The 12,885-nt window shown below is 69.8% G+C and carries 13 protein-coding genes; 6 read left to right on the top strand and 7 right to left on the bottom strand.

What is annotated here, in order from left to right:
- Positions 1 to 90 precede the first annotated feature (90 nt).
- From ABMQ42_RS02845 to ABMQ42_RS02830, 4 genes are all read right to left on the bottom strand, one after another.
- Positions 91 to 435 (bottom strand): SHOCT domain-containing protein, encoded by a 345-nt coding sequence (locus ABMQ42_RS02845; protein WP_349721246.1) that lies wholly within the window; start codon positions 433 to 435, stop codon positions 91 to 93.
- Positions 432 to 863, bottom strand: a complete 432-nt coding sequence (locus ABMQ42_RS02840) for a DUF6325 family protein (protein ID WP_349721245.1) — start codon at positions 861 to 863, stop codon at positions 432 to 434. The genes ABMQ42_RS02845 and ABMQ42_RS02840 overlap by 4 nt, the downstream gene beginning before the upstream one ends.
- A 46-nt stretch (positions 864 to 909) precedes the next feature.
- Positions 910 to 1,485, bottom strand: a complete 576-nt coding sequence (locus tag ABMQ42_RS02835) for a DNA-3-methyladenine glycosylase I (protein ID WP_349721243.1) — start codon at positions 1,483 to 1,485, stop codon at positions 910 to 912.
- Between the two features lie 238 nt (positions 1,486 to 1,723).
- Positions 1,724 to 3,847, bottom strand: coding sequence for an acyl-CoA dehydrogenase family protein (locus ABMQ42_RS02830; protein ID WP_349721241.1), 2,124 nt, complete (start codon positions 3,845 to 3,847; stop codon positions 1,724 to 1,726).
- A 379-nt stretch (positions 3,848 to 4,226) separates the two neighbouring features.
- On the opposite strand from ABMQ42_RS02830, the gene ABMQ42_RS02825 reads away from it, so the two are divergent.
- The 3 genes from ABMQ42_RS02825 to ABMQ42_RS02815 all read left to right on the top strand — a co-directional run bounded on the left by ABMQ42_RS02825 (position 4,227) and on the right by ABMQ42_RS02815 (position 5,515).
- The gene (locus tag ABMQ42_RS02825; protein ID WP_349721240.1) at positions 4,227 to 4,721 is read left to right on the top strand and encodes a GNAT family N-acetyltransferase; all 495 of its coding nucleotides are present in this window, start codon (positions 4,227 to 4,229) and stop codon (positions 4,719 to 4,721) included.
- Between the two features lie 96 nt (positions 4,722 to 4,817).
- The gene (locus ABMQ42_RS02820; RefSeq protein WP_349721239.1) at positions 4,818 to 5,132 is read left to right on the top strand and encodes a hypothetical protein; all 315 of its coding nucleotides are present in this window, start codon (positions 4,818 to 4,820) and stop codon (positions 5,130 to 5,132) included.
- 5 nt (positions 5,133 to 5,137) lie between these two features.
- Entirely contained in the window at positions 5,138 to 5,515 is a 378-nt protein-coding gene (locus tag ABMQ42_RS02815) for a type II toxin-antitoxin system VapC family toxin (protein WP_349721237.1), read from the top strand.
- A 153-nt stretch (positions 5,516 to 5,668) separates the two neighbouring features.
- Here the strand turns inward: ABMQ42_RS02815 and ABMQ42_RS02810 are convergent, their stop codons facing one another.
- From ABMQ42_RS02810 to ABMQ42_RS02800, 3 genes are all read right to left on the bottom strand, one after another.
- Positions 5,669 to 6,496, bottom strand: a complete 828-nt coding sequence (locus ABMQ42_RS02810) for a serine protein kinase RIO (protein WP_349721236.1) — start codon at positions 6,494 to 6,496, stop codon at positions 5,669 to 5,671.
- 291 nt (positions 6,497 to 6,787) lie between these two features.
- A complete protein-coding gene (locus ABMQ42_RS02805; protein ID WP_349721235.1) occupies positions 6,788 to 8,464 on the bottom strand; it encodes a formate--tetrahydrofolate ligase in 1,677 nt (558 codons plus the stop codon).
- A gap of 262 nt (positions 8,465 to 8,726) precedes the next feature.
- Complete coding sequence (locus ABMQ42_RS02800; RefSeq protein WP_349721234.1) at positions 8,727 to 9,587, bottom strand: sugar phosphate isomerase/epimerase family protein; 861 nt, start codon at positions 9,585 to 9,587, stop codon at positions 8,727 to 8,729.
- Between the two features lie 232 nt (positions 9,588 to 9,819).
- On the opposite strand from ABMQ42_RS02800, the gene ABMQ42_RS02795 reads away from it, so the two are divergent.
- From ABMQ42_RS02795 to ABMQ42_RS02785, 3 genes are read left to right on the top strand one after another with little or no spacing between them, the layout of a single operon-like run.
- Positions 9,820 to 10,668 (top strand): sugar phosphate isomerase/epimerase family protein, encoded by an 849-nt coding sequence (locus tag ABMQ42_RS02795; protein ID WP_349721233.1) that lies wholly within the window; start codon positions 9,820 to 9,822, stop codon positions 10,666 to 10,668.
- Positions 10,665 to 11,702: a Gfo/Idh/MocA family protein gene (locus ABMQ42_RS02790; RefSeq protein ID WP_349721232.1), complete on the top strand. Its 1,038-nt coding sequence runs from the start codon at positions 10,665 to 10,667 to the stop codon at positions 11,700 to 11,702. The genes ABMQ42_RS02795 and ABMQ42_RS02790 overlap by 4 nt, the downstream gene beginning before the upstream one ends.
- A complete protein-coding gene (locus ABMQ42_RS02785) occupies positions 11,699 to 12,868 on the top strand; it encodes a Gfo/Idh/MocA family protein (RefSeq protein WP_349721231.1) in 1,170 nt (389 codons plus the stop codon). Before ABMQ42_RS02790 ends, ABMQ42_RS02785 begins: the two co-directional genes overlap by 4 nt.
- The last annotated feature ends 17 nt before the right edge of the window (positions 12,869 to 12,885 follow it).

The following is a 12,885-nucleotide window of genomic DNA, read 5'->3' as shown; positions in this document are numbered from 1 at the left end:
TCGGGTGAGTCCGATCCAGGCTAACCGCGCGGGCGGGCCGTGGCCAGAGGGGGTCTCAGCCGCAGGGCTCAGCCGGAGGGGCTCAGTCTCTCAGCCCGCGAGGATGCGCTGCTTCTGCGCCTCGAACTCCGCGTCGGTGAGCACCCCGGCGTCGCGCAGCTGGCCCAGCTGGGTGAGCTGCTCGATCATCGAGGCCGTCGATGTGGCGCCGGGAGCGGGAGCCGGCGGGGCCGCGGGCGCGGCAGCCGGCGGGGCGGCAGGCGCGGGCGCGGCCGGCGGCACCGGCGCGGCGGGCGGAGCAGCGGGGGCCTGAGCCTGCGCCTGCGCGACGGCCGCGGCATCCTGCGCCGCCCACTGCTGCTGCTGCCGGCGGTGGGTCGCCCCGATCACACGGGTGGCGACGGCGGCACGTGCCGCGGTGCGGAAGAGGCTCATGACTCGGCTCCTTCTTCGACGGCCGACGAGAGGTCGTCGATGGCGACGCCTCCGCTGAACAGTTCGCTCGCGCCGACGGCCGCCCACGCATCGGCGACGGGTGCCAGGGAGCGGTCCTCGTAGACCACGGCGATAGCGAAGCCGCCCTCCTCGAGGGAAGCTGCGATCTCCGCGCGATCGTCGTCGTCGAGCACGCCCGATTCGGCGCCCGCGAACGGGGCGGCGGCGTCCGCGCCGACCAGCGACGACAGCTCGAGGCGGACGCCGGCACCCGCGGCATCCTTCCCCACGCACTCCAGGTCGAGCACCTCGAGAGCGCCCGCGGCGACGCGCTCGAGCAGGGCGCTCAGGCCACCGGAGGCGTCGGATCCGGCGGGGAACGCGAACACGACGTAGTCGACGGGTCCGGCGAATGCTTCGGTGGCCATGGGCCGTCCTCTCTGGAAACAGTTGCGCTGAGCTTACTGCCGCACCTCAGCCGGCGCGCCAGCAGCCGACGAGGTGGTCGTCGACCATGCCGGTGGCCTGCATCAGCGCGTACATCGTCGTGGGCCCCACGAACCGGAAGCCGCGCCGGCGCAGCTCCTTGCTCAGCGCCGTGGATTCGGGGGTGGATGCCGGGATCTCGGCGAACGCGACGGGCCGCGCGCGGGGGCCGGTCGGGGCGAACGACCACATCAGCTCGTCGAACGCGCCGCCGGGCATGTCGGCGACGAGCCGCGCGTTGCCGATCGTCGCCAGGATCTTCGCCCGGTTGCGGATGATGCCGGTATCGGCCAGGAGCCGCTCGACATCGCCGTCGCCGAACGCCGCGACCGTCGCCGGATCGAAGCCGGCGAACACCTCGCGGAACCGCGGCCGCTTGCGCAGGATCGTGATCCAGCTCAGGCCCGATTGGAAGCCCTCGAGCGACATCTTCTCGAACAGGGCACCGTCGCCGTGCTGCGGCATCCCCCACTCTTCGTCGTGGTACCGGCGATACTCGGCGTCCATGCCGGGCCACACGCAGCGGGCGCGCCCGTCGGCGTCGATCTCGAGGTCGGGGTTCACCCGTTCAGCCTATGCGCGGGGTGCGACACGGTCGCCTCCGCGGCGTGCGCCTCGCTCACCCGCGGTTCAACAGTCACGTTCTGCAGGCCACCGCGTCGCTCGACCGCAGATGCCGACTGCCGAAATCTCACACGCCTGTTCAGCAGTCAGTTCCGACGGCCGTCGCGGCATGTGCGCTGCAAAAACTGACTGCTGAACGGAGCGGGCGACCACCTCCACCCCCCCCCCCCCCCGCCCGCTACTTCTTCTGCTTGCGCAGCGCCTTCTCGCTGGTCGGCGCCTTGCCCGAGGCCGCGAGGTCGGCATAGTAGGCGCGGGCCTCGTCCTGCCGGGCCTTCTCGCCGCCCAGCGCGATGGGCGCGCGCACGTGCTCGGCCTCGAAGCCGAAGGCGTCGACGAGGTCCTGCGCGTGCGGACGCAGCCGGGCGCACAGCCGGTCGATGTACCGGGTGACGGATGCCGCGCGCTGGGCCGACAGGCGTCCGTTGATCAGGTACCAGGCCAGGTGCTTCTCGATGAGCCACAGACCGAACAGGTCACGCATCCACGTCAGCACCTGCCGGGTGCCGGCGTCGTCAACACCGGCGACACCCTCGGCGAAGGCCTCCCACTGCAGCAGTTCGCCGTGCGCGCGGGCGGCCTCGATGAGCTCGGCCTGGTGCTCGTTGAACAGCGCGGCCGCGTCGGCGGGAGACAGTTTGGATGCCGGGCGCAGCGCGGTCGCCACGTCGGTGACCATCTGCTCGACGCGGCCGGCCAGCAGCTCGTGCTGCTGCTCGGCACGCAGCCCGAGCTCGACCGAGCGGGCGGTCGAGCCGAAGTCGGCGACCGACTGGCCGAGCCGGCGCAGCCCCGCACCGTGGAAGATCTTGCCCGCGGTCTGCCCGACTGCGTAGCGCGCCAGGGCCGCGGCATCCTTCCCCTTGAACTGCTTCGCGAAGTCGCTGAGCAGCCGCTTGCCGACCAGCTGCAGCAGGATGTTGTTGTCGCCCTCGAAGGTGGCGTACACGTCGAGGTCCTGGTGCAGACCGACCAGTCGGTTCTCGGCCATGAACCCGGCGCCGCCGCAGGCCTCGCGGCACTCCTGCACGGTGTCGAGGGCGTTCCAGGTCGAGAGCGGCTTGAGCGCCGCGGCGAGGGTCTCGAGGTCCTGCCGCTCGTCGGGGGTGTCGTTCGTGCCGCCGAAGACGCCGTCGAACTTCTGCAGCAGCTTGTCGTGCGAGAAGAACTGCGCGTACGTCTGCGCGAGGCGCGGCAGCAGGCGCCGCTGGTGCTTTCCGTAATCGAGCAGCACGACCTCGTCGGTGCCGGTGCCCGAATCGAACTGGCGGCGCTGATTCGCGTACGTGATGGCGATGTACTCGGCCAGGGCTGCGCCGGTGGTGGATGCCCCGTCCAGCGACACCCGGCCCTGAACGAGCGCGCCCAGCATGGTGAAGAAGCGGCGTCCGGGGCTGGGGATCTCGCTCGAGTACGAGCCGTCGGCGGCGACGTCACCGTAGCGGTTGAGCAGGTTCTCGCGCGGGATGCGCACATGGTCGAACGCGAGACGTCCGTTGTCGATGCCGTTCAGGCCGCCCTTGACGCCGTCGTCCTCGCTGCTCACGCCCGGCAGGTTCTGCCCGTTCTCGTCGCGGATCGGCACGAAGAAGCAGTGCACGCCGTAGTTGACGCCGCCGGTGATCAGCTGCGCGAACACGGTCGCCGCACGTCCGTGCAGCGCCGCGTTGCCGAGGAACTCCTTCGTCGCCGCGCGGAACGGGGTGTTCACGACGAACTCCTCGGTCTCGACGTCGTAGGTCGCGGTGGTGCCGATGGCCGCGACATCCGACCCGTGTCCCATCTCGGTCATCGCGAACGCGCCCGGCAGCGTCAGCGTGCGCACGTCGTCGAGCCACTTCTCGTGGTGCTTCGCCGTGCCCAGCTGCTGGATCGCCGAGCCGAACAGTCCCCACTGCACGCCGGCCTTGATCTGCATGCTGGGGTCGGCGAGCACGAGCTCTTCGAACGAGGCGAGGTTGCCGCCGTTGTCGTTCTGCCCGCCCTGCGCGACCGGGTAGGCGCGGCCCGCGGCACCCGCCGCGACGAAGCGGTGCAGCTGGCCCAGCACACGCTCGCGGTGCTCGGACATCGGCTGCCCCGGGATCTGCCAGAACTCCTCGTCCTTGATCATCTCGCGCGACTCGCGGCGCGCGTCGGCCCAGGTGCCCAGCAGCAGGTCGGTGACCGCCGCGATGTCGATGCGCGGTTCGGATGCGTCGGCACGCTGCGCCTCGGCGGCGCTGTGCGGTGCGGTCGGGGCGCCGCCGGCGGGGTGGCGCTTGTGGACGGAGGGCTTCTTCGTGCGGACGACGTCGACCATGGGAGACCTTTCCGGAGGGAACAGTGACACGGTAGGTCTTCCACAACGCACCTTCAAACAGGTTGAGGGATGCCACAACCCGGTGCGGCCGCGCGAGGCGCCGGGGTTGTGGCATCCACACACTCGCCGCCCGCGCTCCACGGTGAGCGCGCGGCGGGTGAGCGCGCGGCGGGTGAGCCCGCGCCCCCTCAAGACCGTGAGAGTGCAACTGACGGACGAGAGAGCGGTTATTTCCCTCTCCCTCGTCCATCAGTTGTACTCTCACCGATCCGGGGGCTGGGCGCTGGCCGATCCGGGGGCTGTGCGCTGATCGGGTTGAGGGCCGGGCGCTGATCGGGCAGCGGGCGGGAGTGTCGGAGCCCCGGGGCAGGATCGGGGCATGGACGTCACACTGCAGCCGTGGGCTGAGGGCGATCTGCCGCTGCTCGAACGCGCGAACACGCCGGAGATGACGCGCTACATCGGCGGACCCGAACCGCCCGAGAAGCTCGTCGAGCGCAACGAGCGGTACCTGCGCCTCTCGGCGTCGGGCGAGGCCGAGATGTACCGCATCGAGGTCGACGGCGAGCCGGCGGGCGGCATCGGCTTCTGGGTCGTCGACCACGAGGGCACGCCCGCGTACGAGACCGGATGGAACACGCTGCCCGAGTTCCAGGGGCGCGGAGTCGCACGCGAAGCGCTGCGGCAGTTGATTCCTCGGGTCGTCGCGCGAGGCGACCGCGCGCTGCTCGTGGCGTATCCCGGGCAGGACAATCCGGGCTCGAACGCGTTGTGCCGCGGCGCGGGTTTCAGGCTCACGGGGTCGGGATCCATGCCATGGCGCGGCGGCGAGCTCGCGTACAACGTGTGGGAGCTCGCTCTCTCGGCGCCGTGATGTCGCGGGCTGCGGCATCCAGACGCGCCCGGGTCATCGGCCTGCGAGGGCCCTTCCCACGAAAAGGAAGGCGTGTACGAGACATATTGGACTAAAATGGGCGTCGACGGACTTATTCACATCGAAAAGACCAAATTGATCATGCCAGCCCAGAATTTCACACCAGAGGTTCCGATGAGCGTCTTCAAGGCGAACCCGTCTGCGTTCGCCGAGACCGGCGCCATCGTGACCGTGCACAATCGCCCGCGCCTGCGGGTCGTGCCGTTGCCGGACGACGAACCCGAGCAGTTGGCGGCGATCAAGACGCGTCTGCGCCTGCTGAGCGCGTTGCTCCCCGCTGAGGTCACCGCGGAAGAACGACGCGCCCTCGCCGCTGATCGCGACGCCGACCGGCTGGACGACGCACGGTGAGAGCCATGATCGACACCAGCGTGCTGATCGGCGCGCTACCCGACCAGATCGTGGATGCGATCGAGGACCACGGAGCCTCCCACATCGTGCGCGGCGAGTTGCTTCGCGGTGCAGAGCGCTTCGCCCTGCAGCCGGACGGACGCGAACTGGCGCGCGTGCGGGCCCAGCTGGTCTCCGCCCTCGACGAGTTGCGCGCATTCTGGCGACCGTTCGACGGCGCGGCGTCCACTGCCTACGCGTCGCTGACCGCGACGCCACCGAGCGCGGCGCGGTCCAAGGACGCACTCATCGCGGCGCACGCAGTCAGCCTCGGTGTGCCCTTGATCACCGCCGACCGCGGCTTCACCCGATTCACGGGTCTCGAGATCATCTTCGCGGAGTGATCGGCCCCTACCCCGCTCGGCTCGCACCCCCACCCCTGCCTCAACCGCGAGAGAACACCTGACCGCTGAGAGAACGGATATTCCCCGCACTCTCGGCCGGGAGTTGTTCTCTCACCGAGTCGAGCAGGTTCGGAGTGCTGCGGCATCCACCCGTCATCCGAAGGTCTCGGCGACGAGCTCGCCGAACAGACCCTCGGCGTCGACCGTCGCACCGCGGCGAGCGAACCAGTCGCAGACGTTGACGCAGTCGCGATGCAGCATGTCGAAGCCTTGCGGGTTGGCCGCGAGATCGACGACCTGCGGCAGGTCGATGACGACGACGCGTCCGCGATGCACGAGGAGGTTGTATGCGGAGAGGTCGCCGTGCGCGAAGCCGGCGCGTGCGAGAACCCGCATGATCTCGACGACCTGCGCGAACAGGCCGTCGAGCTCGGTGCCGCGCGCGTGCGACTGCGCCAGCCGGGGAGCGGCGACCGTGCCGTCGCCGATGAACTCCATGAGCACCTCGGTTCCGGTCACCTGTACGGGATAGGGCACCGGCACGCCGAGCTGCCAGAGCTGCGAGAGTGCCTCGAACTCCGCGTACGACCACTGCGCCGCGGCGACAGCACGGCCGTGCGTCGACTTCTTCGCGAGGGCGCGGGCGTCGCGCGTGTTGCGCGTGCGGCGGCCTTCGGTATAGGCCGCCGAGCGTTGGAAGGTGCGGTGGTCATCGTCGCGGTAGCGCTTCGCCGCGAGCACGACCGCGGTCGACGGGTCGTCGGGCACGGCGCGCTCGATCAGGAAGACATCGCCCTCCTTGCCCGTCTTGAGGATGCCGAGCTCGGTGTCGACGGCGCCGGCCGACGTCACGACCCAGGCGGGTCTCGGCTCGGGGCCGCGTTCGGTGGGGAGTGCTTCGGGCCAGGTGGTCCAGCGCTGCCCGTCGCCGAGCGACACGTCGGCGAAGGTGAGATCGAGGTCGTCGAAAGAAGAAGTCACAGGTGGTTGCTCCAAGAGGCGGAGGCCACCGCGGGTGGCCTCTAGGGATGAAGGTCGGCGAAGGGCGCGACGAAGGCGGTGTCCATGTTCACGGCTCCTTCCCTCACATCCCGGGCGCTTCCCGGTGCCGACGAGCTTACTGCAGCCGTGGCGTCGGGAACAGTGCGGGATGCCGCGGCCCGCGGCATCCCGCCCGCCCGATCACCGCGAGAATCTGGCACTGTTGCGCACTGCGGCGCCGGAGAGTGCGCAACGGCGACAGATCCGCCCAGGGGGAGCTCGCCCCGCCCCTCAGAACAGCCCGGTGATGCGGCCGTCGGCGTCGACGTCGATGGATGCCGCAGCCGGCCGCGCCGGCAGGCCGGGCATGGTCATCATGTTGCCGCAGATCATGACGATGAACCGCGCACCGGCGGCCAGGCGCACCTCGCGCACGTTGACGGTGTGGCCCTCAGGCGCGCCCAGCGCCGTCGGGTCGGTCGAGAAGGAGTACTGCGTCTTCGCGACACACACCGGCAGGTCGCCGTATCCGTCGTCCTGCAGCCGCTGGATCTGCGCGCGCACGGCCGCGTCGGCCGTGATGTCCGCCGCGCCGTAGACGCGGGTCGCGAGGGCGGTCATCTTGTCCCACAGCGTCGCCTCGAGCGGATACGTGTACGTGGGCTCGACCGGCTCGGGCGGGCAGGCGTCGATCACCGCGCGGGCGAGGTCTTCGGCTCCCGCTCCCCCGTCGGCGAAGTGCGTCGCGACCGACATCCGCACGCCGAGCCGGTCGCACGCGGCGCGCAGAGCGGCGACCTCGGACTCACTGTCTTCCGCGCGGTGGTTGACCGCGACCACGGCGGGCAGAGAGAGCACATCCCGCACGATGTGCAGGTGCCGCTCGAGGTTCACGACCCCGCGCTCAAGGGCGGCGACGTCTTCGCGAGGCAGGTCCGCGACATCCACCCCTCCCTGATATTTGAGCGAGCGCACCGTCACGACCACGACGGCCATCGAGGGGCGCAGCCCGGTCGTGCGGCACAGGATGTCGACGAACTTCTCGCCGCCGAGATCGGCCCCGAAGCCCGCCTCGGTGATGACGTAATCGGCCAGGCGCAGCGCCGAACTCGTCGCGAGGTACGAGTTGCATCCGTGCGCGATGTTGGCGAACGGCCCGCCGTGCACGAAGGCGGGCGTGTGCTCCATCGTCTGCACGAGGTTCGGGGCCAGCGCGTCGCGTAGCAGGGCGGTCATGGCTCCGTGCGCGTCGAGATCGCGGGCGCGCACCGGGGTGCGATCGCGCGTCTGCGCGACGACGATGTCGCCGAGGCGCTGCTTGAGGTCGTCGAGGCTCGTCGCGAGGCAGAAGATCGCCATGACCTCGCTGGCCACGACGATGTCGAACCCCGACTCGCGCGGATAGCCGTTGCCCGGCCCGCCGAGTCCGACCACGATGTCGCGCAGCGCCCGATCGTTGACGTCGAGCGCACGACGCCAGGTGATGCGCCGCACGTCGATGCCCAGCGGGTTGCCGTGGTGGATGTGGTTGTCGACGAGCGCGGCCAGCAGGTTCGCCGCCGCCGCGATGGCCGCGAAATCGCCGGTGAAGTGCAGGTTGATGTCTTCCATGGGCACGACCTGGGCGTATCCGCCGCCGCACGCGCCGCCCTTCATACCGAACACCGGGCCCTGCGCCGGCTCGCGCAGGCAGATCATCGCCTTCTCGCCGAGCCGGGTCAGCGCGTCGCCGAGCCCGACGACGGTCGTGCTCTTGCCTTCGCCGGCCGGCGTGGGCGACGTGCCGGTCATGAGGATGAGCCGCCCCTGCGAGCGGGCGGCAAGTGTGCGTAGGTAGGGCAGGGCGATCTTCGCCTTGGTCGTGCCGTACGGGATGACGGCGTCGGGCGGGATCCCGAGCCCCTCCGCGATCTCGCCGATCGGACGCAGCTGCGCCGCCTGTGCGATCTCGATGTTGCTCAGGCCCATGGTCGACCCCCTCGTCGAGCCGCTTCGTGGGCGGCCTGCGCCCAGCCTAGGCAGTCGCGGGGAGCTGTGGGAGGGGGTGGATGCCGCGACCCGGTGCGACCTCGCGAGATTCGGTGCGACCTCGCGAGATTCGGTGCGACCTCGCGAGATTCGGTGCGACCTCGCGAGATTCGGTGCGACCTCGCGAGAATCGGAGCGACCTCGCGAGAAACCGTGCGACCTCGCGGGAGGGGCGATGCCGAGGGGGCGGGGGAGGCGCGGCTCAGAACAGGTGGGCGTAGCCCATCTCGACGAGGTTGTCGTGGGAGATGCGCAGAGACTCGAGGACGTCGCGGCCGTAGAGCTGGTCCTGCTCGACGAGCAGATACTCCGCATCGCTGTCGAGCGACGTCTCGATGATCGCCGGGAAGTCGAGGTTGCCCTCGCCCACCTCGCCGAACTGCACGACGCCCGTGAACGCCTCCATGAAGCCCTTGTGGTCGCCGGCTTCCAGCGAGGCGAACGCGTCTTCCGGCATCCTGCCGATGCGATAGTCCTTCAGGTGCACCATGCGCACGCGATCGCTGTACTGCCGGATGACGCTGACGGGGTCTTTGCCCCCGCGCTGGATCCAGTGCACGTCGAGTTCGAGACCCACATGCGGCGAGCGCTCCGCAATGATGTCCAGCAGCAGCCGCCCGTCGTACTTCGCGAACTCGATGTGGTGGTTGTGGTAGTACAGCCCGATGCCGTCGTCGGCCAGCCGCTTCGCGTACTCCTCGACGTCGTCGCAGAAGGCGAGCACCCGGTCGAGCGACCGCATGGCGTCGAACGGCAGCATCCCGATCCGCAGCATCCGCGCGCCGAGCCGATGCGCGTCGGCGACGAGCTTGTCGTAGTCGTCGACAAGCGCATCGACGGCCACCCCGCCGCCGCCGCGCAGGTTCGTCGAGAGCGAGGCGATGTCCATGCCGAGCTCATCACGGGCGGCCTCGAGCTGCTCGACGTTCTCGGCGCTCATCGGGATCTGCGAGATCTCCACCGCGTGGTAGCCGAGCTCGGTGATCGCACGCAGCGTCTCGTACGCTCCGCGCTGCACGAAGCTCCCCTTGAGCATCATCGCCTGAACGCCGATCTTGGCCACGTGTGTCTCCTTCGTCATGCTTCGTCATGCGCGCCCTGTCATCGGGACGACATCGTCAGTCTGCCAGGATTCACATCGTTTGGCAACCGTATGCCGTAGACATCACTCAGAGCCGAATCATGCCGAACATTACAGGGCAAAGACAGGATGACAATCGCTTGCCAAATCGATCGAAAGACCGTAGCATCGACATCGTGGGTCGACGGCCGACCCGCGAAAGGTGGTGCAGGCGATGACGAGCCCGGCTGCGACGTGGACGCTCTCCGGCTTCGGCGACGAGATCGACCCCGACCCGCGCATCCAGATCGCGGTGCTGCAGGCACTCGGGGCGGCTCACATCGAGGTGCGCAGCGCCTGGGGCGTGAACGTCGTCGACCTCGATGCAGACCGGACCGCACAGCTCGCCGGACTCCTCGACGGCGCGGGCATGGGCGTCTCGGCCGTCGCATCGCCCATCGGCAAGGTCGACGTGTCCGAGCCCGTGGAGCACGAGGTCGCACGGCTGCGCCGCGTCATTCACGTCGCGCACGCTCTCCGTGCGCGCTACATCCGCGTCTTCTCGTTCTTCCGCGGTGAGGGCATCCCCGTCGAGGCGATCCGCGACGACGTCCTGACCCGCATGCGCGCGCTCGCCGACGAAGCCGAGCGCGCGGATGTGGTCCTTCTGCACGAGAACGAGAAGGACATCTACGGCGACACCCCGCAGCGCGTCGCCGACATCGTCGAGTCGGTCGGCTCACCGGCGCTCCGCGTCGCCTGGGACAGTGCCAACTTCGTTCAGGTGGGGGTCGCCCGGCCGCACGATGAGGGCTACCCGCTGCTGCGCGAGCACCTCGAGTACCTGCAGGTGAAGGATGCCGTGGCCCGCACCGGTGCGGTCGTGCCGGCCGGTCAGGGCGACGGCCAGGTCGCCGCGACGATCGCGGCGCTGCGCGACGACGGATACACCGGCTTCGCCTCGCTCGAACCGCACCTCGACGAGGCCTTCACCCTCGGCGGATTCTCCGGACCCGTCGCCTTCGGGCAGGCCGCGCGCGCCTTCGCGCGGCTGCTCGCCGATGCGGATGTCGCGACCCGATGACCGTCCGCGCAGCCGTCATCGGGTGCGGCGATGTCTCCACGGTCCACCTGGACGCGATCGCGGGCCTGGCCGACGCCGAGCTCGTCGCCGTCTGCGACACCGATGAGGAGAGGGTGGATGCCGCATCCCGCCGCCACGGCGTCGCCGGGTTCACCGACCACCTCGAGCTGATCGACCGCGTGCGCCCCGACGTCGTGCACGTCTGCACGCCGCACGCCAGCCATGCGCAGATCGCGATCGACGCGCTGGAGCGCGACGTGCACACCATCATCGAGAAGCCCGTGGCCCGCGATCCGCACCAGGCCGCCGGGCTCGTGTCGGTCGCCGAGCGCTCGGCGGCGAAGAGCGCCGTCTGCTTCCAGAACCGGTACAACGCGCCGGTCACCGCCGCCCGCGAGCTGCTGCGCTCGGGCCGGGTCGGTCGGGTGCTCGGAGCCTCGGGCTCGGTGATCTGGCACCGCACACCCGAGTACTACGCCGCGGCGCCGTGGCGCGGCACCTGGGCCGGGGGCGGCGGCGGGCTGCTCATGAACCAGGCCATCCACACGCTCGATCTGCTGCGCTGGCTCGTCGGGCCCGTCGTCTCGGTCGCCGGATCGGCCGCGCGCCACGCTCTGCCGATCGAGGTCGAAGACACCGCCGAGATGACGCTCACGCACCGCCGCGGCGTGCGCAGCGTCTTCTACGCGACCGTCGCACACGCCGCCAACGAACCGGTCACCGTCGACATCGTCGCCGAGAACGCCCACCTGCACCTGCAGGGCGATCTCGAGATCGTCTTCGCGGACGGCAGCGTCGAACACGTCGCAGACGAACTCACCGCTACGGGCGAGCGCGCCTACTGGGGCGTCTCGCACGCCCGCCTCATCGCCGACTTCTACCGTCGCCTGCCCGATCCCGAGCCCTTCTGGATCAGCCCGGCCGTCGGCGCCGAGATCGTCGGGATGATCCACGACGTCTACGCGACGTCGTTCCCCGAGGCCGCGGCATCCCTCACCCCCGACAGCGCACTGAAACGGAGCACCATCGCATGACCACCTCCCCCGTCCGCCTCGGCATCATCGGCCTGGGCGCCCAAGGCTCCATGTACGCGAAGCTGCTCACCGACGGCGCGATCCCGAACATGACGCTCGGTGCGATCGCCGACGTCGATGACGCCAAGAAGCAGAAGGCCGCCGAGCTGTATCCCGAGGTGCCGTTCTTCGACGACCACCTGTCGCTGATCGAGTCCGGAACCGTCGACGCCGTCGTCACCACCGTCCCCCACTATTTGCATCCGCAGATGGGGATCGACGCGCTCAGCCGCGGCATCCATGCCCTCGTCGAGAAGCCGGCCGGCGTCTACACCGCGCAGGTGCGCGAACTGCTCGACTACGCCGCGTCGAAGCCCGAACTGAGCTTCGCGATCATGTTCAACCAGCGGAACAACCCGCTCTACCGCCGGCTGAAGGAGATCGTCGACGCCGGCGAGATCGGCGCGATCCGGCGGACGAACTGGATCATCACCACCTGGTGGCGGCCGCAGGGCTACTACGACCAGAGCGCCTGGCGCGCCACCTGGGGCGGCGAGGGCGGCGGCGTGCTCGTCAACCAGGCACCGCACCAGCTCGATCTCTGGCAGTGGATCTGCGGCGTGCCGAAGTCGGTCTACGCGAAGGTCGCGTACGGATTCCGTCGCGACATCGCCGTCGAGGACGAGGTCACGGCGGTCGTCGACTACGGCGACGGCGCGACCGGCACCTTCATCACGGCCACCCACGATCTCGTCGGCACCGACCGGTTCGAGATCCTCGGCGAGCAGGGCAAGATCGTCGTCGAGGGCAGCAAGACCGCGACCGTCACCCGGCTCATCAAGCCCGAGCGCGAGCTCAGCGACGCGATGAAGGCGGAGGACGTGGTGAAGCTGTTCATGGGAGAGATCGACCCGGCCGAGCTGTACACGACCGAGACCATCGAGTTCGACTCGGCCTGGGGACAGCAGCACGCGGGCGTGCTGGAGAACTTCGCGGCCAACATCATCGACGGCACGCCGCTGCTCGCCCCGGGCGCCGACGGCATCAACGGGGTGCGGCTGGCCAATGCCATCCACCTGTCCAGCTGGACCGGGCGCGAGGTGCCCCTCGACTTCGACGAGGACGAGTACCTGCGCGAGCTGAACGCGCGGATCCGCGCCGAGGGCCAGTTCGCCGAGCAGCACTGAGTCACGAGGAGCGCATC

Origin of the sequence: Microbacterium sp. KR10-403, assembly GCF_040196215.1 — a bacterium.
Lineage (GTDB): Bacteria > Actinomycetota > Actinomycetes > Actinomycetales > Microbacteriaceae > Microbacterium.
This window is presented reverse-complemented; position numbering and strand designations above follow the sequence as displayed.

Bases quoted from the DNA above. Each gene is read 5' to 3' on its own strand.
- ABMQ42_RS02840 (WP_349721245.1), bottom strand. From the start codon at position 863: ATGGCCACCGAAGCATTCGCCGGACCCGTCGACTACGTCGTGTTCGCG.
- ABMQ42_RS02805 (WP_349721235.1), bottom strand. From the start codon at position 8,464: ATGGGCCTGAGCAACATCGAGATCGCACAGGCGGCGCAGCTGCGTCCG.
- ABMQ42_RS02845 (WP_349721246.1), bottom strand. From the start codon at position 435: ATGAGCCTCTTCCGCACCGCGGCACGTGCCGCCGTCGCCACCCGTGTG.
- ABMQ42_RS02825 (WP_349721240.1), top strand. From the start codon at position 4,227: ATGGACGTCACACTGCAGCCGTGGGCTGAGGGCGATCTGCCGCTGCTC.
- ABMQ42_RS02795 (WP_349721233.1), top strand. From the start codon at position 9,820: ATGACGAGCCCGGCTGCGACGTGGACGCTCTCCGGCTTCGGCGACGAG.
- ABMQ42_RS02815 (WP_349721237.1), top strand. From the start codon at position 5,138: ATGATCGACACCAGCGTGCTGATCGGCGCGCTACCCGACCAGATCGTG.
- ABMQ42_RS02820 (WP_349721239.1), top strand. From the start codon at position 4,818: ATGGGCGTCGACGGACTTATTCACATCGAAAAGACCAAATTGATCATG.
- ABMQ42_RS02790 (WP_349721232.1), top strand. From the start codon at position 10,665: ATGACCGTCCGCGCAGCCGTCATCGGGTGCGGCGATGTCTCCACGGTC.
- ABMQ42_RS02830 (WP_349721241.1), bottom strand. From the start codon at position 3,847: ATGGTCGACGTCGTCCGCACGAAGAAGCCCTCCGTCCACAAGCGCCAC.
- ABMQ42_RS02785 (WP_349721231.1), top strand. From the start codon at position 11,699: ATGACCACCTCCCCCGTCCGCCTCGGCATCATCGGCCTGGGCGCCCAA.